The organism is Chitinophaga fulva (assembly GCF_012927205.1).
GTDB lineage: Bacteria > Bacteroidota > Bacteroidia > Chitinophagales > Chitinophagaceae > Chitinophaga > Chitinophaga fulva.
On record NZ_JABBGC010000001.1, the window covers coordinates 1,188,854 to 1,210,438 of the forward strand.

Annotated in this window: 16 protein-coding genes; 7 read left to right on the plus strand and 9 right to left on the minus strand. The window is 48.4% G+C overall.

Going from position 1 to position 21,585, the window contains the following annotated elements:
* Nucleotides 1-57 precede the first annotated feature (57 nt).
* Nucleotides 58-771 (plus strand): HAD-IIB family hydrolase, encoded by a 714-nt coding sequence (locus HHL17_RS05065; RefSeq protein WP_169223677.1) that lies wholly within the window; start codon nucleotides 58-60, stop codon nucleotides 769-771.
* A 168-nt stretch (nucleotides 772-939) separates the two neighbouring features.
* Nucleotides 940-1,320, plus strand: a complete 381-nt coding sequence (locus HHL17_RS05070; protein WP_169223678.1) for a hypothetical protein — start codon at nucleotides 940-942, stop codon at nucleotides 1,318-1,320.
* A gap of 6 nt (nucleotides 1,321-1,326) precedes the next feature.
* On the opposite strand, the gene HHL17_RS05075 is transcribed toward HHL17_RS05070, so the two are convergent.
* The 3 genes from HHL17_RS05075 to dxs form a co-directional block, all read right to left on the minus strand.
* On the minus strand, nucleotides 1,327-2,469 hold the full coding sequence (locus HHL17_RS05075) for a PAS domain-containing protein (RefSeq protein ID WP_169223679.1): 1,143 nt from the start codon (nucleotides 2,467-2,469) through the stop codon (nucleotides 1,327-1,329).
* A 94-nt stretch (nucleotides 2,470-2,563) separates the two neighbouring features.
* On the minus strand, nucleotides 2,564-3,604 hold the full coding sequence (locus HHL17_RS05080) for a ferredoxin--NADP reductase (RefSeq protein ID WP_169223680.1): 1,041 nt from the start codon (nucleotides 3,602-3,604) through the stop codon (nucleotides 2,564-2,566).
* A gap of 111 nt (nucleotides 3,605-3,715) precedes the next feature.
* Nucleotides 3,716-5,641: a 1-deoxy-D-xylulose-5-phosphate synthase gene (dxs, locus tag HHL17_RS05085; RefSeq protein WP_169223681.1), complete on the minus strand. Its 1,926-nt coding sequence runs from the start codon at nucleotides 5,639-5,641 to the stop codon at nucleotides 3,716-3,718.
* Between the two features lie 225 nt (nucleotides 5,642-5,866).
* Between dxs and HHL17_RS05090 the strand changes: the two genes are divergently transcribed.
* Nucleotides 5,867-6,916, plus strand: coding sequence for a sensor histidine kinase (locus HHL17_RS05090; RefSeq protein ID WP_169223682.1), 1,050 nt, complete (start codon nucleotides 5,867-5,869; stop codon nucleotides 6,914-6,916).
* A gap of 100 nt (nucleotides 6,917-7,016) precedes the next feature.
* A complete protein-coding gene (locus HHL17_RS05095) occupies nucleotides 7,017-7,745 on the plus strand; it encodes a LytR/AlgR family response regulator transcription factor (protein ID WP_168870486.1) in 729 nt (242 codons plus the stop codon).
* A gap of 98 nt (nucleotides 7,746-7,843) precedes the next feature.
* On the opposite strand, the gene HHL17_RS05100 is transcribed toward HHL17_RS05095, so the two are convergent.
* The gene (locus HHL17_RS05100) at nucleotides 7,844-8,602 is read right to left on the minus strand and encodes a geranylgeranylglyceryl/heptaprenylglyceryl phosphate synthase (protein ID WP_169223683.1); all 759 of its coding nucleotides are present in this window, start codon (nucleotides 8,600-8,602) and stop codon (nucleotides 7,844-7,846) included.
* A 336-nt stretch (nucleotides 8,603-8,938) separates the two neighbouring features.
* On the opposite strand from HHL17_RS05100, the gene HHL17_RS05105 reads away from it, so the two are divergent.
* From HHL17_RS05105 to HHL17_RS05115, 3 genes are all read left to right on the plus strand, one after another.
* The gene (locus tag HHL17_RS05105) at nucleotides 8,939-12,262 is read left to right on the plus strand and encodes a vitamin B12-dependent ribonucleotide reductase (protein ID WP_169223684.1); all 3,324 of its coding nucleotides are present in this window, start codon (nucleotides 8,939-8,941) and stop codon (nucleotides 12,260-12,262) included.
* 558 nt (nucleotides 12,263-12,820) lie between these two features.
* Nucleotides 12,821-13,369 (plus strand): hypothetical protein, encoded by a 549-nt coding sequence (locus HHL17_RS05110; protein ID WP_169223685.1) that lies wholly within the window; start codon nucleotides 12,821-12,823, stop codon nucleotides 13,367-13,369.
* Between the two features lie 22 nt (nucleotides 13,370-13,391).
* Entirely contained in the window at nucleotides 13,392-13,871 is a 480-nt protein-coding gene (locus HHL17_RS05115; protein WP_169223686.1) for a YcxB family protein, read from the plus strand.
* A gap of 119 nt (nucleotides 13,872-13,990) precedes the next feature.
* Here HHL17_RS05115 and HHL17_RS05120 read toward each other — a convergent pair whose 3' ends face one another.
* The 5 genes from HHL17_RS05120 to prs all read right to left on the minus strand — a co-directional run bounded on the left by HHL17_RS05120 (nucleotide 13,991) and on the right by prs (nucleotide 21,462).
* Nucleotides 13,991-14,701: a DUF2490 domain-containing protein gene (locus HHL17_RS05120; RefSeq protein WP_169223687.1), complete on the minus strand. Its 711-nt coding sequence runs from the start codon at nucleotides 14,699-14,701 to the stop codon at nucleotides 13,991-13,993.
* 163 nt (nucleotides 14,702-14,864) lie between these two features.
* Nucleotides 14,865-16,355 (minus strand): SusD/RagB family nutrient-binding outer membrane lipoprotein, encoded by a 1,491-nt coding sequence (locus tag HHL17_RS05125; protein WP_169223688.1) that lies wholly within the window; start codon nucleotides 16,353-16,355, stop codon nucleotides 14,865-14,867.
* Nucleotides 16,356-16,366: 11 nt separating this feature from the next.
* Nucleotides 16,367-19,819, minus strand: coding sequence for a SusC/RagA family TonB-linked outer membrane protein (locus tag HHL17_RS05130; protein ID WP_169223689.1), 3,453 nt, complete (start codon nucleotides 19,817-19,819; stop codon nucleotides 16,367-16,369).
* A gap of 115 nt (nucleotides 19,820-19,934) precedes the next feature.
* Nucleotides 19,935-20,390 carry a GNAT family N-acetyltransferase gene (locus HHL17_RS05135; RefSeq protein ID WP_169223690.1) on the minus strand — a complete coding sequence of 152 codons (456 nt, stop codon included), beginning with the start codon at nucleotides 20,388-20,390 and terminating at the stop codon, nucleotides 19,935-19,937.
* Between the two features lie 142 nt (nucleotides 20,391-20,532).
* Nucleotides 20,533-21,462: a ribose-phosphate diphosphokinase gene (gene prs / locus HHL17_RS05140; protein ID WP_169223691.1), complete on the minus strand. Its 930-nt coding sequence runs from the start codon at nucleotides 21,460-21,462 to the stop codon at nucleotides 20,533-20,535.
* Nucleotides 21,463-21,585 lie beyond the last annotated feature (123 nt).

Sequence of the window (21,585 nt, forward strand, 5' to 3'; positions counted from 1 at the left end):
GGAGTTGTATTCCCCGCACAAAGCTTTTATATTACCGATCAACAGACGACCATCAAGATGTTATTAGCAACAGATTTAGACGGAACATTCCTGGCCGGCTCCGCGGCAGATAAGGAACAGCTTTACGAGCTGGTCCGCAACAGAAAAGACATACAATTGGTTTTTGTAACAGGGAGGGGTATACGTAGTGTGTTGACTTTGCTGGAAGATGCCCGTATTCCGCGCCCTGAGTATATTATTTGTGACGTAGGGGCTACTGTTACGCATCTGGCTTCACTGGTAGCGGTAGAGCCTGTACAATCAGACATCGCCAAATTGTGGCCAGGTGATCAGGTGCGGGAGCAACTGAAATCGGTGAAGGGATTGTTGCACCAGGAGGCGCAGCAACAGTACCGTTGTTCCTATTATTATGACGATGCCACAGATATAGAGACAGCGCGGGAAGTAGCTGAATCGCTGCACTGTGATCTGTTGTTGTCTGCCGGAAAATATCTTGATATTCTTCCCCGCGGTGTGAATAAAGGAAACACCCTGCAACAATTGTTAGGAGTGCTGGCATTGCCTCATCATGAGGTGTTGGTGGCCGGAGATTCCATGAACGATTTATCCATGTATGAAATGGGATTTAAGGGTGTGGTAGTTGGTGGCGCTGAGCCGGAATTGCTTACCCGTACCGTGGGAATGCACAATGTGCTGCAAGCCGGTCGCAGCGGTACAGGCGGTATTTTGGAGGCGATGGCATGGTTTCCGGAGTTCGGCAGATTTTTATAAACAATACCGGAAAGAACGTCAAAAGTTGTGAGGGCCGAATTGAAAAAGGTTGTACCTTAGAAGTGGATCTTTGTTAACAGTAGCGGGATGTAAACAGTTAAAGTGGATATTGAAAAACTTGCTTGGGTAATGATGAATCATTATTGTTAATGGCTAAATCAATACACCATGGAAATTACAACACAGCCAACTGATCTGACTGAGCAGATCAATTCCTGGAAGGAAGAAGTAAATGAAGTAAGAGAAGATGCAAAAATGATGCGGGAGCGTCTGGAACAAATAGTCCTCAGTTCTGCGCCCCGGGAAGTAATGTCAAGAGTAGAACATTTTGAGAACCGTTTGTTAAGACAGCGGGAAGTTGCCGACGAAATGTTCCACGATCTTAAGCAATGTGCCAAAAAACTCTCGGCCGAGCAGCCACCAACGGTCATCCACGACGACCGGCCCATATGTGACTATGATACCATGTCCAACCGTATGGAGATTTTTCAGAAATTATTTATTGAGCTGAAAGAAGATTTCAACCAATTTATGGACAGTGAATTGTAGCCCGTACTATTCGATACTTTTCACCTTGTGTTCTATTTTGTGAATGATTTCATCCAACTGCCGGGTGGATTGGTGTAGCCATTCCATCAGCCTGGAATTGAGATGCACGTCCTGATTGCTTTTATCAAACAGGTTGGTGATGCTAAGGATAGACACCACTGGCCTGCGTATTTCATGTGAATTGATCCAGGCTATTTCCCGCAGGGTTTTATTTTGTTTTTCGAGGCGTACTGCCTGTTTCACGTATTGGTCTATGTCCTGTACGATGCCTATCATGCGGGTGGGCCGGTCGTTTTCATAGATGATGAACGCCCGGTCCACCACATATTTGAACGTACCATCGGAACAGCGGAAGCGGTATTGTTGCGACCAGGAGCTGTTCTTGTTTTGCAGGCAGGTATCGAGTGAGGCCATGACTGCAGGACCATCAGCCGGGTGGATATTGGATTTCCACCACACAAACAGATCGGTGTCCGGTTGGGTGGGATGCTGGAACATACTTTCAAGCCCGTGTTTCCAGAGCACTTCATTGGTGATGAGATTGCGGTCATAGAGCGCATCGTTGGTGGCCTGGGCCAGCAGTTCGTACCGGATGCCCAGCTGGTGGGCTTCTTTGGCGGCGCGCACCTGGTCATCCACATCCTTGGCCATGATAAAGCGGGCTTCCCTCCCCTGATAATAAGCGGAGTGAGCGTAGATCTCGACAAAGAAGTTCTCGCCGTTTTTACGGCGATGTTTCCAGATACCCCGGTATTCAGCTCCATTGCAGCGGTCACGGACATTCTCCATTAACGCATCGAGCTCTTCATTTTCTCGTATATCCTTGATCGTGAGGGCCAGGAATTCCTGGTGCGTATAGCCGTATTTTTTACAGGCTGCTTCATTCACGAACAGGAAACGAAGGGTATCCTTGTCATAGATCCACATGGGGATGGGATGATTGATGTACAGATTCTCGAACTGGGAAACCGGTTGTTTACGTATAAGCGTGGCGGTTAACAGCAGAAAAGCGCTGCAGAGTACAGTTTCGTTGAGTATAAGCCAGGTTTTTTGAGTAGATGATTCGCTTCCGGTGAGGAGATAAGCATTGATAACAATGATTACAAAAAGCAAACACAAACCTGCAATCTTAATCGGGGAGCGTTGCATTTCTCGAATTTGCTAAAATTTAACGAAAATCTGCGCATGTAAAAAATAATAATCAGAGTGATATGATTAATAAAACTATTTATATTCTGATTATTTATAATTCGATGTCAACTTGCTCGCTGACGGGATAACCCACGCAGGTGAGGATAAGTCCTTCTGCCAGTTCTTTGTCAGTCAATACTTCATTGACTGACATCCAAACTTTCCCGCTGGTACATTGTGCGGTACAGGAACCGCAGACACCGCCTTTGCAGCTGTATGGCAGCGGCACATCATGTTCCAGTGCGTAGCTGAGAATAGTTTGATTGGCCGGGATGGACAATGTATAGGTTTCGTTGCGCAGCAGTATGTTCACCTCACGGGGCGTGTCGTCAGTGGGAAGTGAGGTGCGGGCCAGTTTGGCTTCTGTGGTAACCACGAAGTTTTCTTTATGCAGCTGCGCGTCTTTAAAGCCCATAAAGTGAAGGGTGAGCATGATCATGCGCATGTATTCCGGAGGGCCGCAAAGGAAGAATTGTGCGGCGTCCTGATGATACAGCAGATGTTCATTGACCAGCAGCTCCAGCAGGATGTTATTGAGCCGGCGGGAGGCATGGTGGCTGTCAGGATCGTTGCTGAAGAGGAAAAGGACATTGAGCCGCGGATGTTGTTGTTCGAGTGTCCGCAGTTGTTCATAAAAGATGGTCCTTTCCAGGGTGCTGTTGCTGTAAATGAGCGTGATTTTAGACGCTGGTTCATCCCTGAGCATTTGTTTGAGCAGGGAGAACACCGGGGTAATGCCGCTACCGGCGGCGAGCAGAAAGATATCGCGTTCTTCAGGCGATGGTTCAAAAGTGAACCGGCCGGAGGGCTCGAGGGCAGTCAGGATGTCACCGGTCTTCCAGGTGCGCAGCAGGTAGCGGGATATCTCTCCGTTTTCCTTTTCCCGGATGGTGACAGCCATCACCGGGTCTATTCCGGGCGTAGAGCTGAGGGAATAGGAGCGTCGATGTTCTTTATGATTAAGTTGAATGACAAATGTGAGAAATTGTCCGGCCTGATATACTACAGGCTCCGGGGTGGTGTTTTCGAGGTAGTAGGTCTTAGTGCCGGGCGTTTCTACTTTTATGTCAACAATCTTTAGTTGCAAATACATATCCGGCTAAATTACGAATTACAAATTATGAATTACGAATTGAGGGCTATCACATAGGTAAAAATTTTACTTACATGATAGCCCTCAATTCGTATTATAATTCGTAATTGATTATACGGTGACGGTGATTTTTTCCCGCAGCATTTCTCTGGTGGCACGGGCGATACCGGATGGATCGTAGCCACATTCGCGGTACAGTTCTTCCGGTTTGCCATGTTCAATGATCTTATCGGGAATACCGAGCATTTTCACCTGTGCGTTGTAGTTATACTTTGCCATAAATTCCAGTACAGCGCTGCCTACGCCGCCGGTGATGGAGCCGTCTTCCACGGTAATCACTTTGCTGAAGTTGCTGAATACTTCGTGCAGCATGGCTTCATCCAGTGGTTTTACAAAGCGGAGATCGTAGTGTGCAGGTTGCAGACCATCGCTGATCAGTTCTTTGCAGGCTTCTGTCACGAAGTTGCCCACATGTCCGAAGGACAGGATAGCGATCTCTTTACCGTCGCGGATTTTACGGCCGGTACCGGCTTTGATGGCTTTGAATGGAGTGCGCCATTCAGGCATCACGCCTTGTCCGCGTGGGTAGCGGATCACATATGGATGGGTGTTTTCTTCCAATTGGGCGCTGTACATCAGGTTACGCAGCTCTTCTTCATTCATGGGAGCGCTGATGATCACGTTGGGGATACTGCGCATGTAGGCAATATCGTAGGCACCGTGGTGGGTGGGGCCGTCTTCTCCTACCAGGCCTGCCCTGTCGAGGCAGAAGATAACCGGCAGGTTTTGGATGGCCACATCGTGTACGGCCTGGTCAAAGGCACGCTGGAAGAAGGAGGAGTAGATGGTACAGAACACACGCATGCCCTGGGTGGCCATACCGGCGGAGAGGGTAACAGCGTGTTGTTCGCAGATACCTACGTCGAATGCGCGGTCTGGCATTTTCTCCATCATAAATTTGAGGGAGGAGCCGGAAGGCATGGCGGGCGTGATACCAATGATTTTCTCATTCTTTTCAGCCAGTTCGATGATCGTATGGCCGAAAACGTCCTGGTATTTAGGCGGTTGTGGCCTGTCGACCGGTTTTTTAAAGATTTCACCGGTGATTTTGTCGAAGAGGCCGGGCGCATGCCAGGTAGTTTGGTCCTTTTCTGCGAGGGCATAGCCTTTACCTTTGGTGGTAACGATATGCAGCAGTTTAGGGCCGGGAATATCTTTCAGGTCCTGAAGCGTATCGGCCAGTTTAGTGATATTATGACCGTCTATCGGACCGAAGTACCGTAATTGCAGTGATTCAAAGAGATTGGAGGACTTAGACACCACGCCTTTGAGGGAGGCTTCCAGTTTGGAGGCCATTTCGCGGGTAAAGCGTTTACCTACAGGCAGTTTGCCGAGCAGATGCCATACATCGTCACGCAGTTTGTTGTAGGTGGGCGATGTGGTGATATCTGTCAGGTATTCTTTGAGCGCGCCCACATTGGGATCGATGGACATGCAGTTATCGTTGAGGATAATCAGCACGTTGGCATTGGCCACTCCTGCGTGGTTGAGGGCTTCAAAAGCCATTCCGGCCGTCATAGCGCCATCGCCGATAACGGCAATGTGCTGGCGGTCAAATTCTCCTTTGTAGTGGGAGGCCATGGCCATGCCCAATGCAGCAGAGATGGAGGTAGAGGAGTGCCCTACTCCGAAGGTATCGTATTCGCTTTCGTCTCTTTTTGGAAACCCGCTGATGCCTTTGTATTTCCGGTTGGTCGGGAAGGCCTCGCGCCGGCCGGTAAGGATTTTATGTCCGTAAGCCTGGTGTCCTACATCCCATACCAGCTGGTCATAAGGAGTATTGAAGACATAATGCAGGGCTACTGAGAGCTCTACAACACCCAGGCTGGCGGCGAAGTGGCCACCATGCACGCTTACCACGTCAATAATGTATTGACGCAGTTCCTCACACACCTGATGCAGCTGATCTTTACTCAGCTTTCTCAAATCCGCTGGGGAGTTTATCTGGCTTAAAAGTGAACCGGCCGTGATATTCATATTGTTTTGATGGTTCAGGGTTTAATTAAAAACAAAACTACTAAAAAATATGGGTTATCCGGCGACATTTGGCGGGAAAAACCCCCTATTTCCTGTTAATCCGCCATTCGGTACAGGGGATTCGCCATTTACTGGTTCTGATTCACCATTTATAACATTTAGGTTCCGGTGGGTAGGCCCATAAGGTATTTTTGGAATACTGGGGAAGTTTACTAATTTGAATTAATGCTTAAACAAGTATCCAAATATTGGTGGGGGCAATTGTTGGGGTGGTCTGTGTATTTTCTGGTCACTTTATTCTTCAACTTCACCCTGAAAAAGACTGATCTGTCGGCAGTGACGATCTATTTGATCATCTTTATCATTTCCGGTGTTGCTTCTACTCATCTATTCCGGACCCTCTTAAACAAGCTCAAGGGGTGGGAAGGCTATAGCTTTGAAAGACAATTGATTATCTTCCTGGTATTGGTGATATGTACCAACATGGTATGGTACTTTGGATACAATCTGTTGCTGGATTATATGGGTGGAAACCGGTCGAAGGGAGGAAATTTTCTGATGATGCTGGCAGAAAGAGGGTATCTGGCCTCTTTTGCTACTTCTTTTATCTGGTGGGTGATTTATTTCATCTGGCACTATATAGACAGGACCCGGACTTCGCAGGTAGACCGGCTGAAGCTGGAGTCTACAGTAAAGGAACTGGAGCTGAAGACCATTAAAGCACAACTGAACCCTCATTTTATCTTTAATGCACTGAACAGCATCCGGGCTTTGGTGGATGAGAATCCGCCGCGGGCCAGGACGGCGATCACAGAACTGTCCAACATTCTCCGTAGTTCCATGGCTATTGAAAAGGCAGAGACCGTGAGCCTGGAAAATGAATTAAATATTGTAAAAGATTACCTTGCACTGGAACACATCCGGTTTGAGGAACGGTTACAGGTGCGGTACGAGATAGATCCAGACACCCTGGAGCTGCAGGTGCCGCCCATGATGTTACAAACGCTCGTGGAGAACGCCATCAAACATGGTATTTCCAGGATAGTGAGCGGCGGAACGGTGTTCATTAGTTCGCGACTGAAGGGGATGGAACATGAAATTACCATTGAAAATACCGGGCAACTGGTAGAAAAGAATATGGTAAACAGCCATGGTTTTGGACTGGAGAGCACACGGCAACGATTAAGCCTTTTGTTCGGAAACAGGGCTACCTTTGATATCAGAAATAAAGATGAGGCAACGGTGGAAGCACGTGTGATGATGCCGTTACTCTGATTCACTTGTTATTCGGAAACCGCTATAGCGGGGCGTTGAGCCTGGCTATAGCTTTAAATGTTGATAAAAAAATTGTCATCAACCAAACTTCATATTGCCAATGAAAAAAGCATTGATAATAGATGATGAACGCCTGGCCAGGAGTGAGCTGAAAAAATTGCTGGCGGACCACCCGGAGATAGTGGTGGTGGGCGAAGCAGTGAACGCGAAGGATGGTATAGAGAAGATAGAGAATCTGCATCCTGACCTGCTGTTTCTGGATATCCAGATGCCCGACAAAACGGGTTTCGATTTGCTGGCCGAGCTGGAGAAATCACCTCAGGTGATTTTTACGACAGCCTATGACGAATATGCCCTGAAAGCATTTGAGTACAATGCCCTGGATTATTTGTTGAAGCCGGTAGAGCCCAAGCGGCTGGCTGACGCCATTCACAAGTTGCACCAGCAGGACGAAAAAGACCGGCTGGCTGCTTCCGGAGGGATACGTACCCTGTTGTCGGAGAATGACCAGGTGTTTGTGAAAGACGGCGATCGTTGCTGGTTTGTAAAGCTGCAGGAGATCCGGCTGTTTGAGAGCGTAGGCAACTATGCGCGGGTCTATTTTGAAGGCAACAAGCCGTTGATCCTGAAATCGCTGAATGCCCTCGAAGAGCGGCTGGACGAGCGGGTGTTTTTCCGGGCCAACCGTAAACATATTGTCAACCTGCGGATGATCGAAAAGATCGACACTTACTTCAACGGTGGGTTACTACTGGAGATGAAGGGAGGTGAAAAGATTGAAGTCAGTCGTCGTCAGGCCGTTAAGTTTAAGGAGATGATGAGCCTGTGATACCTGGATATTAAGCTATTTTTGATATTAACAAAAAAGCGGAGATCATTTGATGATCTCCGCTTTTTTAATATCTAAATTCTCTAATAATCAAATGACTAAATGGTGATGGGGGCGGTAGAATGTACCGCATCGGCCAGTTCCTTGATCAGGGAGATATCATTTTCGATGGCATTGCCTACTACGATAATATCGGCGCCCGCTTTGCAGTTGCGGTAAGCTTTTTCAGCATCGCGGATACCGCCACCTACGATGATGGGTACTTCCACCTGGCTGGCGACCCTGCTGATCATTGTTTCTGTGATGGGGTTACGGGCGCCGCTGCCGGCATCCATATAGATCACTTTCATGCCCAGCATCTCTCCTGCCATAGCAGTACACATCGCAATATCCGCCTTATCGGCAGGAATGGGCGTGGCATTGCTGATGTAGGAAACAGTGGTAGGAGCGCCTCCGTCAATGACCATATAGCCGGTGGAAATAACTTCCAGCTGGCTTTTTTTAACAGCCGCAGCGGATACTACGTGCTGACCGATCAATAACTCAGGGTTCCTGCCTGAAATCATGGAAAGATAAAGGAGTGCGTCTGCATATCTCGAAACCTGCGAAGGGCTTCCTGGAAACAAAATAACAGGAATGTCGCAACTGGCTTTCAATTGTTGCACGCATTCATCCAGATGATTGGTGATGACCAGACTACCACCAAGGAAGATATAATCAACTTTGGCAGCGGTGCATTTTGCCGCGAGTTCAATGATGCCAGCAGGAGTCACCTTATCCGGATCAATTAAAACCGCGAATGCTTTTTCTTTCCTAGCCTTTCTTTCGATGAACGAAGTGTATATTTTATTGTACATCAATAGCGCATTGTTCCGGTTGTCGCAAATGTATAATTTTTTTATTAATAACCCACAATGCTAAATAAATATGCATGCAATTCATTTTCTATTCATGAACTACATGATATCTAATGGCATTTCAAGATGCATCCACTCGGGAAAATCTCTGTTAGCGACAAATTTTGAGCCGGATTTTATGGTCTTAGTCTGCTTTATAACAATCCTGCCCGGAAAGTGTTGTTTCAATTATCCACAAGTTGTGCAAAATAATCCAGCTTCCCGAGACTTTTTAAAACTAATTTTAGAGCACCCCCCTTTCACATATTCTTTTTAATCCTGGAAAAAATTTTGGGTATGAAAAATCCAGCAAGCAGCAAGCGTGGCATGGCCTTCCCCCGGTACTTTACCAAAGAAGGAATGCGTCCGTATGAACAGTTTGAGTATGACCTCCGCTCTTCGGTGATCCGTAATCCCGGTGGGGACGTGGTGTTTGAAATGAACAATGTAGAGGTGCCTCAGGGGTGGTCGCAGATTGCGACGGATATCCTGGCGCAAAAGTATTTCCGAAAGGCCGGCGTGCCCCAGGAAGACGGCAGCCTGGGCCGGGAAACGTCGGTTAAACAGGTGGTGCATCGTATGGCCAATTGCTGGCGGGCCTGGGGCGAGCGGTATGGTTATTTTGCCTCCGGGGATGATGCACAGACCTTTTACGAGGAACTGGTGTATAGCATGCTGAACCAGGCCTGTGTGCCCAATTCACCACAGTGGTTCAATACCGGTTTGTATGAAAGCTACGGTATCAAAGGCAAGCCGCAGGGACATTATTACGTAGAACAAAATACCGGTCAGCTGGAGAAGTCGACATCAGCTTATGAGCGGCCCCAGCCCCACGCCTGTTTTATTCTCAGTGTAGATGACGACCTGGTGGGTGATGGCGGTATTATGGACCTTTGGATGCGAGAAGCCCGGATTTTCAAGTATGGTTCTGGTGTAGGCACTAACTTCTCCCATATCCGGGGCGAAGGAGAGAAACTGAGTGGTGGCGGCACTTCCAGCGGACTGATGAGCTTTCTGAAAATTGGTGACCGGGCAGCCGGCGCTATTAAATCGGGTGGCACCACCCGCCGGGCAGCCAAAATGGTGTGCCTGGACCTGGACCATCCGGAGGTGCTGGACTTCATCAACTGGAAAGTGGAAGAAGAGAAAAAGGTGGCAGCCCTGATTGCTGCCGGTTATTCATCCGATTATGAAGGAGAAGCCTACCGGACCGTATCCGGACAGAACTCCAACAATTCCGTTCGCATCCCCAACTGCTTTTTCAGACAACTGGCAGCCGAAGGCGACTGGGACCTGATAGCGCGTACTACCGGTAAAGCCGTAAAGACCGTCAAAGCCAGTGACCTGTGGGACCAGATCGCTTATGCCGCCTGGCGTTGTGCCGATCCGGGTACTCAGTATGATACTACTATCAATGAATGGCATACGTGTCCGAAGGGTGGCCGTATCAATGCTTCCAATCCCTGCTCAGAGTATATGTTCCTCGACAATACCGCCTGTAACCTGGCATCGGTGAACCTGCGGCGGTTTTTTGACGAAGAAAAGGGGCTTTTTGATGTACCGGGATTTGAATATACCGTCAGGCTGTGGACCACAGTACTGGAGATTTCTGTGCTGATGGCCCAGTTCCCCTCCAAAGAGGTAGCGCAGCTGAGTTATGATTACCGGACGCTGGGGCTGGGATATGCCAATCTGGGTTCCATGCTGATGGTGAGTGGTATTGCATATGACAGTGAAGAGGCGCGCGGTATTGCGGGCGCCATTACAGCTATTATGACTGGTGTGGCTTACCAGACTTCTGCAGAGCTGGCGTCACACCTTGGAGCGTTTCCACGGTTTGAAGAAAACCGGGAGGATATGTTACGGGTCATGCGTAACCATCGGGCTGCTGCTTATGATGCCGCAGAAGCTTACGAAGCGCTCGAAATTTCGCCACGGGGCATCGATGCGCGGTATTGTCCCGACTATATGCTGAAAGCCGCTACAAGGGCCTGGGATGAAGCCGTGCAGGCCGGAGAGAAACATGGTTACCGTAACGCACAAACGACGGTGATTGCCCCTACAGGTACTATCGGGCTGGTCATGGACTGTGACACGACCGGCGTGGAGCCAGATTTCGCATTGGTGAAATTTAAGAAGTTATCAGGTGGCGGATATTTCAAGATCATTAATCAATCTATCCCCACCGCTTTGCAGAACCTGGGTTATCAGTCGAATGAGATCAAGGCGATCGTGGACTATGCAAAGGGCACCGGTTCTTTTGTGGGAGCACCTTATATCAATCATCAGTCGCTCAGCGAAAAAGGTTTCATTGCTGAAGAGCTGAAAAAACTGGATACTGCGGTGTCCTCTTCCTTTGATATCTCTTTTGTGTTTAACGTATATACCCTTGGAGAAGCTTGCCTGCAAAGGCTGGGTTTTGTGCCGGAGCAGTACTTTAATCTTGATTTCAGCCTGTTGCATGCCCTTGGGTTCCAGGATACCGAGATAGAAGCGGCTAATGACTATGTGTGTGGCACCATGACAGTAGAGGGGGCTCCTTACCTTCAGGAGGCGCATTTACCGGTGTTTGATTGTGCCAATAAGTGTGGCAAACATGGACAGCGGTATATTCATCCGCATGGGCATATCCGGATGATGGCAGCCGCGCAGCCTTTTATTTCCGGTGCTATTTCCAAAACCATCAACCTGCCGCATGAAGCAGAAGTGCATGAGATAGCAGACGCTTATATGCTGAGCTGGGAGCTGGGCCTTAAAGCCTGTGCGCTTTATCGTGATGGCAGCAAACTTAGTCAGCCGTTGAGCAACAAGACTGATAAAAAGAAAAAAGCTGATGCGACTGCTGCAGTAACAGCTACTGCCGTACAGCTGCCCGACCTTGAACAGGCAACTATTGATGAGTTGTTGGAGGAAGTAAACAGGCGGATGATGGCCAGCAAAGACACAACGTTGAAGCGGCAGTTGTCCCGCATTGTAGAGCGGAAAACGCTTCCTTCCAAACGCGGAGGATTCACGCAGAAAGCAAAAGTAGGTGGTCAGGCTATTTTCCTGCGCACCGGTGAATATAATGATGGTACGTTGGGAGAAATATTCATTGATCTGGCGAAAGAAGGATCTACTTTGCGGAGTATGATGAACTGCTTTGCCATAGCGGTTTCTGTGGGATTGCAGTATGGTGTTCCGCTGGAAGAGTTTGTGGACAAGTTTGTGTTTACACGGTTTGAACCTGCCGGTATGGTGGACCATCCGAATATTAAATCCGCAACGTCGCTGGTGGACTATGTTTTCCGGGTGTTGGGATATGAATACCTGGGGCGCACAGACCTGGTGCATGTGCTGGATGCGCCGGGAAATACCGGTGAAGAAGATGATGATGAGCCGATGGATACACCATCTTTATCCGGTATGCGTGTAACCGTTAGTAGCGGTCAGTCAGCGAATGCTCCGAAGACGCCCAAGCAGCAAGCAGTTGCGGCGCATCAAGGAGAAAGCAGTACACAGGATTATTTGCGCAGCATGCAGCGTGATGCCCCTGCCTGTAACGTTTGCGGACATATCACGGTAAGATCCGGCACATGTTACAAATGCCTGAACTGCGGTAACAGCATGGGTTGTAGCTGATTCGATGTTGCAACTCTTGTTAACGAGATGTTATTGTGCCTTTAAAATTTCAAAGAAAAATAACATGCACTTATCTTTGTATTCAAATAGGGTTTTCATAGGATAGTAACAAATTGAGGGCGCTTTTCTAGGCGCCCTTACTTTTTTAAAAAACCCTGATCAAAGGACCGGTTTCTGGTTACTTTCTCTTCACTTCTCCCGGTACGGGGATAATCTCATATTTTGTTTTATCTAATTTAAAGGCGTTTATTTTTCATTTCTGAGATTTTTCGATCTCATATTAAAAATTATTTAATTTTTAGACTTCTTCTTCTGTCACCATATAATTTTATTATATTTGTTATTGTATTAATTTTTATTATGGTTACTGTCCTATGAAAAACCAAATATTCCTACACCGCATGATTCATCATGCACTGTAAATGACTCTCGAAAGCAATGGTTCGTCCATTGCTTTTGTTTTTTCAGGGGGTATGCGTGGTTATACGTATTTTTTTTCTGGATTAGAAATCTCGGAATATTAGTGTATTTTTAAGACTCGAAAAATTTGGATGCCTTATGACAAAGCTGTTGTTCATGCTGTTGGTAGTTTTGGCCGCAGCCACATCAGCAAATGCCAACACTGTTCATGGTAATGGCAACGGTAATGGTAATGGAGACAACACCAATACCGGTTGCAAGAACGGGGACAACAATGGAGATAAAAACGGGGATAACAACGATAACCGTAATAATGCCAGGAATAATGATAAGCCCAAGCCTGTAAGGGTTGAAGAGTTTGTGTTATTATTCCCCCGGGTAGAGACGGGAGAGAAAGTAGATGAAGCAGAGTTGGAAAAAGCTATTGTGGACCTATACAAATGGTATTTACAAAACGAAACAAAAATAAACACCAACGACTTCCTGAAAGGAAGTGGTAAGGAACCGGCGTTCCCTTTTAAAGTGGACCCGAAGACCTTGCAACAATATTTCCTTTTCATCAAGAAAAACTTTCCGGGCTTTAATGAGGAGTATCTTTCCACTTTGAAGCGCAACCGTAAGAAAGAAGCACCTGTTACTGTACGTGATGAAATGGATAACCCTATGTCGATTTCCGTAAACAGATAAAAATCGTTTTGCCAGGCGCCTAATGCAGTTAGAGTTCAGTTATAATAAGGGAGATGTATTGCACGCATTACGCTATCATTTTATGCATCGGGGAGAAATAAAGGTGTTCCGTAACACCCTTATTATTCTGCTGCTGGCTACTGTCGCGGGTTATGCCTTTAACCTGGTCACACCTGGTACCCTCTCTGGTATCACCATCATGGTACTCCTGCTTGGGCTCGTTTTCTGGTACCTCCTCCCTATCTCCATTTACAACAAAGCCGCCACCTTCAAGGATGATATCCATCTTCGCTACTCTGAAGAAGGCATCCAGATAGCCACCCGTTCCAGTGACCATTTACGTTCTATCAGCTGGAATAATTTCTCCAAAGTGGTGGAAACCAAAAAATTCTTCTTTCTCTATCGCGACCAAAAGACCTTCTTCCTGATTCCCATCAGCGCCTTTAAAACAGAAGATGCTTACCAGGGATTTAAGGAGATGGTAGAGCCACTAAATCGCTGATAATCAGGATTATTGAACCGCTGACAGACAGGATTATTGCTGATTCGCCTGATGTGTGGAGATCGGCTATTTGACCTTTAGACTCAGTTAAATCAGCAATAATCATGACAATCATGTTGTTATAGTTGTTGGAAAACCGCGAAGTGCAATATGTGATTCATATTTCGCGCGCCACTGCCTCCCTGAATGAACTGATTCATGTATCCGATATCTGCTTTGAGGGAACCACTCAGTTTATACCCAAAAGCGGTCAGAAAACGGTTCTGGTCAAAGAAAAGGCTGCTGATATCATTTCCCCACAAATTCAGGAATATTTCGTCCTGTAAGGCCACATAAAAGCGGGTAGACTGCTGATTATGCCTGACGTTGAGCTGGGTACGGTTAAAATAACGAAAACGGTTGCCATATTTCCAGTCACCGATGGTCTTAGCGGCATCCGGACTGTTAGGCTGGGCTACCCAGCGCTGTTCCAGCCGGAAACGGTGGGTCATGTCTATTTTGGGTGCTTTGTAGATGTATTGCTCGAAAACCCGGTGTTCCGGCAGCCAGGTATTGCTAATGTTGTTATAGGTGGGCACGAAGGCGTAACCCAATAATACCTGATGTTGTGGGGTAATGGCGTATTGTAGTCCTCCTCTCATCAACAGCTGTCCTTTGTTGCTGATACCGTCGCGGATACGCCCTTGTATATCAAAAGGAACAGACCAGCGTTGATTGATTTTTACATTCCCGAAATAAGTGTACCAGTGTTGGTAGGCGTGCGCGGTCTCTTGGGCCGTAGCATAGCGCGATAGGGCTATTACGACCAGTAATAACAGTACTTTCTTCATAAAATCACTTAAAACTTATTATAGGGGGGCTTAAAGATAAGGCGGAATCATTTACGAATTTTTAGAAAGGGAGAATGGCACAGGAGATTTACAGGAGACGGCATAAAAAAGGCGCCTGCAGAAGCAGGCGCCGGCTGATTGTTTTAGTTGAGTGAGTATTTTGTTAAAATTTGTTAAACCACAATTTGGTGCCTTTCAGATCGCCTCCGATCGCTTTGGCTGCTTCCGTGTAAGCAGCCTGGTTTTGCGTCTGTTCAGTGACGAGGTAAGTAAGGCGGTAAGGCACAAAGGGAGCTGACTGGTCCATGCTACCGGAAACAGGGGCAATGAAAAATGCCTGGCCGCCCGGCTTTTTGAAATTGAGCCTTGTTCTCTCATACCAGCCCTGGAAGCCCTGCGGATACAGTGCCAGCCATTTCTGGGTACCGATCACGTTGCGCCAGTCGGCCGCATCGTAGGGTACTCCGCCCACAAACTTGTCAACGACAGCGTCTGTTATGCCCGTGTTATTGGTCAGTTTTTTCCAGTAATCAACAGAGGCTTTGATGCCGTTGATATAGTGAGTGGAGGCTTCTCCCACGGTCATGCCGCGGGCGGCTGCTTCCGCCAGGATGAATTCCACCTCGGCATAGTTCATCAGGATGCCTGGCATGGTAGCGCTGTAGATCTGTGTACCCGGGTAGGAAAAGTGCCCGGGGGAAGGTCTGCTGGCATCAGAGCTGGCCCAACCATATGGCATGCCTTTCAACGTTTTATCGTCTTTGGAAGGACGGGCATAAATGGAGAGCCTGGGATCGCCGGTGGTTTGCATGTAATCCACCAGCGTGGCACTGACGAAGAAGTCAGGGATTTCCCTTTCAGAATCGTTGAAGGGGAATTTGTTAGGCGCAGCATTCAGGTAAATGAACTGTGCATTATCATCATTGCTCGTAAATGCCTGCTGATAGTGGGCTTCGATGATCTGTTTGGCTTTAGCACCGTCTGCGTCGGCCATGCGCATGGCTATACGAAGCATCAGTGAATGTGCCAGTTTGGCCCATTTATCGGCACTGCCGTTGTAGATCACATCGCCGGTGGCGGTCACGCCTTTATTGGCGTCGAATATGGCGATCTGTGCCTGCAGGGTATCGAGGAGATGGCCATAGACTCCTTTCGCATCGTCGTAAGCAGGTTTGAGATTGCCTGCATCCAGCTGGAACGTGGAAGAATAAGGCACATTACCATAGGCATCTGCCAGTATCTGGTATATCCAGCAGGAAGAAACACGGGCAATGGCTGTTTGAACGGCCAGTTGTGGTGTTGCTGGCTGGGTGGCATTTTGCCGTACGATCGTTTCCAGGTTGTTCAGCGAGATACGGTAAAGGTTGTTCCACATGGTGGAGTTGTTACCTTCATCCAGCTTGTAGCGGCTGTCATCTGTACGGGAATTGGCAGACCAGTACTGGGCATAATGCATGGCAATATACCCGTTCTGCAGGCCGCTGTACAGCACGTCCATAGCGGCCTTTTGCGCGCCGGCCAGCAAGTACTGCGGTTCCGCAGTAGTGGGTTTGGTTGGGTCGTGATTGATATCATCGAGCTTTTTACAACCGGTGAACGCCATGGCGGCCAGCAGCAGTAAAGCGGAGCTATATTTCAGAATCTTGTTGGTCATCTTCACAAATTTTAGAATGATACATTCAGGTTTAAACCATAAGAGCGCAGCGAAGGCAGTGCTCCCCCTTCAATCCCCTGTATATTGGAAGAGGAGTTGATGATGTTGGCCGGATCGACGTTAGGCGCGTTGGACTTGATCAGCCACAGGTTACGGCCATAAAGGGAGAGACGGGCACTTTGCGCACCGATCTTTTTGTACCATGATTCCGGCAGGTTATAACCGATTTTTGCTTCTCTCAGGTAGATATAGCTGGCGTCGTACATATTGGCCCGGCTGATAACGTTACCACCATTGGCCGCGAAGTGGTCCTGTGCGGTGATGTTAACAGTATTAGGATGACCATCAGCTGTTACACCCGGCACTATGATACCGTTTTCGCGGATATTGTTTTCCACGGTAGTCTGTAGCAAGCCTGATTTCTCTCCGTACAGGTTGGTGTAGGAGAAGAAGCTGCCGCCATGCTGGAAGTCAACCAGCGCTGACAGATAGATGCCTTTATAGGTGAAGGTGTTGGTAACACCGCCTACATAATCCGGATAGGCGTTACCGAGAGGAACGCTGGTAGTGGTAGGCACATAGTGGCCTTTCGCATCTACTACTTTTTCTCCGTTCAGGTACGTATAGTCGGTACCGATGAGCGTGCCCAGCGGTTGCCCTACCATGGCCACTACAGAAACTTTCTGTGTACGGCGGTCGGTGCCGATGAGATACACAGGAAGGCTGGTATTGTACTGGTCGATGTTCATGCTGAGCAGCTTATTGCGGTTGCGGGAGAGGTTGGCATTGATATCCCAGCGGAAGCCGTTTCTCAGGCGGATGGGGTTCAGGTTAAGGCCAATTTCAATACCCTTGTTTTCCACTTCCCCACCGTTAGCATACGCAGTAGTGTAGCCGGTAGCAGCGGGCAGTGACAGGTAGATCAGCTGATCTTTGGTCCTGCGGCGATAGTAGGTAAAGTCAACGCCTATACGATTATCGAGGAACTTCAGTTCTACCCCTGTTTCTATTTCGGTAGTACGTTCCGGTTTCAGGTCCCTGGTGTATTTGGTGGCAGAAGACTGCGTCACCGGATAGTTGCCAAAAGGCGGCTGGAACTCGTAGGTATCGTAGATCCGGTATGGATCCGCGTCATTACCCACGGCAGCAAGGCTTCCCCTTACTTTGCCGAAGGTCAGCCATTTCCATTCTTTCAGCAGATCAGAGAAAACAAAAGAGAGGGATGTTGACGGATAGAAGTATTGGTTGTTGCCTTTTAACAGGGTGGAGCTCCAGTCGCTACGGCCGGTGAGGTCGAGGAACAGCATGTTCTTATAACCGAGGTTGGCAGTAGCGAATACAGAGTTGATCTGTTTCTCGGCGAAATCGTCGATGACCTTTGCCGGTTGCACGGAGTTGTTCAGGTTGTACACATTCTTCACCAGCAGGCCTTGTTGTGTGCTACCGCCTGTGGTGGTCCATTTGCGGTGCATGATGTTGCCACCTACACTTGCATTCAGCTGGAATTCCTTGCTGAAATCTTTTTTGATATCGGCAGTAACCTGATAGTTCATTTCACGGGAAGTGCGTACCCTTTTGATATAGCCACCAACGAGGTAGTCTTTGGCGGTCCTTTCTTCTTCGAGGGTATTGTAGTCGTCCATGAATACGCGGCCGGTGAAGGACAGCCATTTGGTAGCATCGATGTCTACGCCGGCATAACCGAAGAGGCGGTTACGGCTATCGGTTTCATAGTCCATATAACGGTTCCAGTATGGGCCGTTGCTGAACTGTACAGCTGGATCGCTCCATGATTTACGGTTCCAGGTGATCTGTGAACCATCGCTGTATTTGAAGTTTTTCTCTTTCTCGATATCGAGCTGGCGCTGTCCGAACATGGTGAACTGAAGGGCCGGGTTGGGGCCGGTGAAACCGGTGCCAGGGCGGGCTTTGGCTTTCAGTCCTACGTAGTTCACAGAGGCCACAGCCCTAACGCCTTTGGTTACTTCGTAGTTACCGTTGAACGACAGGTTGTTACGGCTGGTGGTAGCATTGGGCAGCACAAAGGTCTGGTTCATGTTGCCATAAGACAGGCGGAAGCCTCCTTTGTCGTTACTACCGGCCATGGATATATTATTGGTGAGCGTAAAGCCGGTGCGGTAGAAATCCTTCACATTGTCGGGATGTGCCTCCCACGGGGCAGTTTGACCAAAGAGCGGATTGCCCTTGGCTTTGTCCCATGACCAGTAGTGGCGCACGAGGCGGCCATCCAGGCGCGGGCCCCAGGAAGCATCTTCATAGTACTGTGGCATGAGATCATACCGGCCTTTCCCGTTATTATCATCATATGCAGCGCTTTGTTCGTTGAGGAAAGCTTCGGGGTGTTGGTTGTAATAGAGTGTATCAAAGCGGGGGCTTGCGCCGCCGCCATACATATTCTGATAAGTAGGTAGTTTGTATACCTGATCGACCTGGGCATTGAGGCTATAGGTTACGCCTATACCGCGTTCGCTGTCGGGACGTTTTTTGGTGGTGATGAGCAGTACACCGTTGGCGCCTCGGCTGCCATAGAGGGCCGTGGCGGCTGCACCTTTCAGCACGGAGATGTTTTCGATATCTTCCGGGTTGATGTCCTGGAGCGGGCTGCCGAAGTCGTAACCACCGCCGCCGTTGAGCTGACCCGGATCGTTGGTGCTGTTGTTCTGCATGGGTACACCGTCTATGACGAAGAAGGCGTTGTTATCACCGAGGATGGATTTTACGCCACGGATGGTGATTTTAGAGGAGCCGCCCATGGAGCCGGTGTTGGTATTGATTTGTACGCCGGGCACTTTACCGGTGAGGGCGTTGACGAAGTTCACTTCTTTCGCTTCCTGTACAGCATTACCACTTACTTCCTGCATGGCATAACCTACGGAGCGTGGGTTTTTCTTGATACCGAGGGCGGTAACTACCACTTCTCCCAATACTTTTTTGTTGGCATTTACAGGTGTGAGCGTGATGTTCAAAGGTTCTTTTTTCTCCACAATGATCGTCTGGTCTCCGAACGTTGGCGAAGTTATCGTGATGGTATCGTTTTGTTTAGCCTTGATAGTGAATTTACCATCCGGATTTGACTGAGCGTTGGTGCCGGTGGACTTATTACGGATGAGTGCACCAGGAACGGGTGTCGCTTTATCGTCCTTTACGAGGCCGTTGAGCGTGAACTGCCCGATTTCCTTTTTTATCGTAGCGTCATCTGGCGGGAGGATCAGTCCTGTATCCTGTTTGGGTTTCACGGAATCCTGCGTGGGTTTCTTGGTGGTATCCTGCCTGGGTTTGGCGGCAGTGTCAGCAGCAGCTGGCTTGATAACAACCGGAACGGTAGTATCCGCAGGTTGCTGCTGGACGGTGAGATACCTTTCGGGTTTCGTGTATGCGCTGCTGGGGGTATAGCAGAAAAAGGCATAGCACAGCCCCGACCAGGCTAGTACATGGCTTCTCATTGTATAGTGCTTGATTTGGTTACAAATTTTTTGTGCAGTTCTTGCAGACTGCTTATTGTTATCTGGACAATACATATCAAATAACAATACAATCGAAAGCCCTTTTACAATGGGCTTAAATTGATTTTATCAGGTTTTTCCTCATTTCGTAGTGTGGAATGCCCACTTCTGTAAACTCTTCTCCACAGATTTCGTAGCCCAGTTTCCGATAGAAGCCTATGGCTTCTTTGCGCGCGTGCATCGTTAGTATTCCGAACCCGTTGTTCACTGCTGTTGTTTCTGCGAACTGGATAATTTCCCTGCCGATACCCTTTCCCTGCAGCGAGGGTGAAACCGCCATTTGCCGCAGCTGCACTGTGTTTTCACTGAAAGGTGAGAGGATGCAGCAACCTGCGAGCAGTTGTTTTTCGTTGAGCTGTTGAAATCCTCCGACGAGGATATCATTCATTTCCTGCTGCAGGTATTCAGTTGAAAATGTTAGTCCCAGCGGCTTCCGGAGTACTTCATCCCGAAGTGCTACCATATCGTGGTAGTCGCAACTACCGTATTCGATTATACGAAAATCCAGCATTGATTTTTTTTTGATTAAAGTGTGCCATAAAGGTACAACGTGGGCCGGGAGCATATGCTACAGTCATCCGCACACAGGGGGTAAAACAAATAGCCTGCCAAGGGGCAGGCTGAAAATAAGGATACAGGCTGATTTACAATGCCTAGCTTTTAGCGTTGATGGCGTTCACGATAAGTTGAGCGACGGATTTGACCTGCAGGAACTCATCCTGAATAAGCAATGCGTTGGGATGTGTGTCGGTGCAGACGATGCCTTTGATGATGCCGCTGTCTTTGATTTTCTGAAATCCGTTGCCCGCGAAGATGCCGTGTGTAGTGATGACATAGATATCGCGTGCGCCGGCATCGCGGTAGGCTTCTGCGGCGTGGAGCAGAGAGCCGCCGGTGCGGATCATGTCATCATAGATGATCACAATTTTGTCATTCACATCCGCACTGATAGCGGTGATAGCGGTTTCTTCGCCGGAGATACGGCGTTTGAAGACGAATGCGGCCTGTACATGAAAGTCGTTGGCCAGTGATTCCACCCACTTGGCCCTGCCGGCGTCTGTGCTGGCCAGTACAAAGGTTTGACCGCCAGCCAGCTCCAGGGCCGCTTCTTTTACAAAGTCTTTCGCGTAGAGATGTACAGGGCGGACATCATTTTCAAAATACCAGGTGATACCGTCCACATGTAGGTCTATCAACATAATGCGGTTGCCCCGCGAAGTGTTGGGAAGCGAAGAAAAAAGAACCGCCCTTGTTTTGGCTTTAACGATTTCGCCGTATTGGACTGCTCGTTCCATGGTAGAATATCCAAAGAAAGGGATCACGATGGTGAGGGAGTGGGCGCCCAGCTGTATGCAGCCGCTGGCCAGGTCGTATAGTTCGAGTGTTGCTTTATCATCGATGGTGCCGCCTATGAGGACGACTTCTTTGTTGCTGATTTCACTGACGATGCGGTGATAGTGTTCTCCGTCCGGAAAATCACGGATTTCCAGTTCTCCGTTTTCCCAGGGAGCATCTGGCAGTGATAGGATACGGTCTTTCAGATATTGATAGTGCTGTGTAGCAAAAATGATCTTCTGTGGCATGATAATGGTGAATTGAAGTAAAAATAAGCTATTTATAAGGCTGATAATTAATATTTTTGCGGCCGAGCACTGTCACATACCCGCTTTTTTAACTTTTCATTTGCGGGTGGAACGTTAAATTTG

What these genes read in the sequence shown, in the direction of transcription:
- HHL17_RS05070 (WP_169223678.1), top strand. Translation starts at nt 940, where the DNA reads ATGGAAATTACAACACAGCCAACTGATCTGACTGAGCAGATCAATTCC.
- HHL17_RS05100 (WP_169223683.1), bottom strand. Translation starts at nt 8,602, where the DNA reads ATGTACAATAAAATATACACTTCGTTCATCGAAAGAAAGGCTAGGAAA.
- HHL17_RS05090 (WP_169223682.1), top strand. Translation starts at nt 5,867, where the DNA reads ATGCTTAAACAAGTATCCAAATATTGGTGGGGGCAATTGTTGGGGTGG.
- HHL17_RS05115 (WP_169223686.1), top strand. Translation starts at nt 13,392, where the DNA reads ATGCAGTTAGAGTTCAGTTATAATAAGGGAGATGTATTGCACGCATTA.
- HHL17_RS05110 (WP_169223685.1), top strand. Translation starts at nt 12,821, where the DNA reads ATGACAAAGCTGTTGTTCATGCTGTTGGTAGTTTTGGCCGCAGCCACA.
- HHL17_RS05065 (WP_169223677.1), top strand. Translation starts at nt 58, where the DNA reads ATGTTATTAGCAACAGATTTAGACGGAACATTCCTGGCCGGCTCCGCG.
- HHL17_RS05120 (WP_169223687.1), bottom strand. Translation starts at nt 14,701, where the DNA reads ATGAAGAAAGTACTGTTATTACTGGTCGTAATAGCCCTATCGCGCTAT.
- HHL17_RS05075 (WP_169223679.1), bottom strand. Translation starts at nt 2,469, where the DNA reads ATGCAACGCTCCCCGATTAAGATTGCAGGTTTGTGTTTGCTTTTTGTA.
- HHL17_RS05105 (WP_169223684.1), top strand. Translation starts at nt 8,939, where the DNA reads ATGAAAAATCCAGCAAGCAGCAAGCGTGGCATGGCCTTCCCCCGGTAC.
- prs (WP_169223691.1), bottom strand. Translation starts at nt 21,462, where the DNA reads ATGCCACAGAAGATCATTTTTGCTACACAGCACTATCAATATCTGAAA.
- HHL17_RS05135 (WP_169223690.1), bottom strand. Translation starts at nt 20,390, where the DNA reads ATGCTGGATTTTCGTATAATCGAATACGGTAGTTGCGACTACCACGAT.
- HHL17_RS05095 (WP_168870486.1), top strand. Translation starts at nt 7,017, where the DNA reads ATGAAAAAAGCATTGATAATAGATGATGAACGCCTGGCCAGGAGTGAG.
- dxs (WP_169223681.1), bottom strand. Translation starts at nt 5,641, where the DNA reads ATGAATATCACGGCCGGTTCACTTTTAAGCCAGATAAACTCCCCAGCG.
- HHL17_RS05125 (WP_169223688.1), bottom strand. Translation starts at nt 16,355, where the DNA reads ATGACCAACAAGATTCTGAAATATAGCTCCGCTTTACTGCTGCTGGCC.
- HHL17_RS05080 (WP_169223680.1), bottom strand. Translation starts at nt 3,604, where the DNA reads ATGTATTTGCAACTAAAGATTGTTGACATAAAAGTAGAAACGCCCGGC.
- HHL17_RS05130 (WP_169223689.1), bottom strand. Translation starts at nt 19,819, where the DNA reads ATGAGAAGCCATGTACTAGCCTGGTCGGGGCTGTGCTATGCCTTTTTC.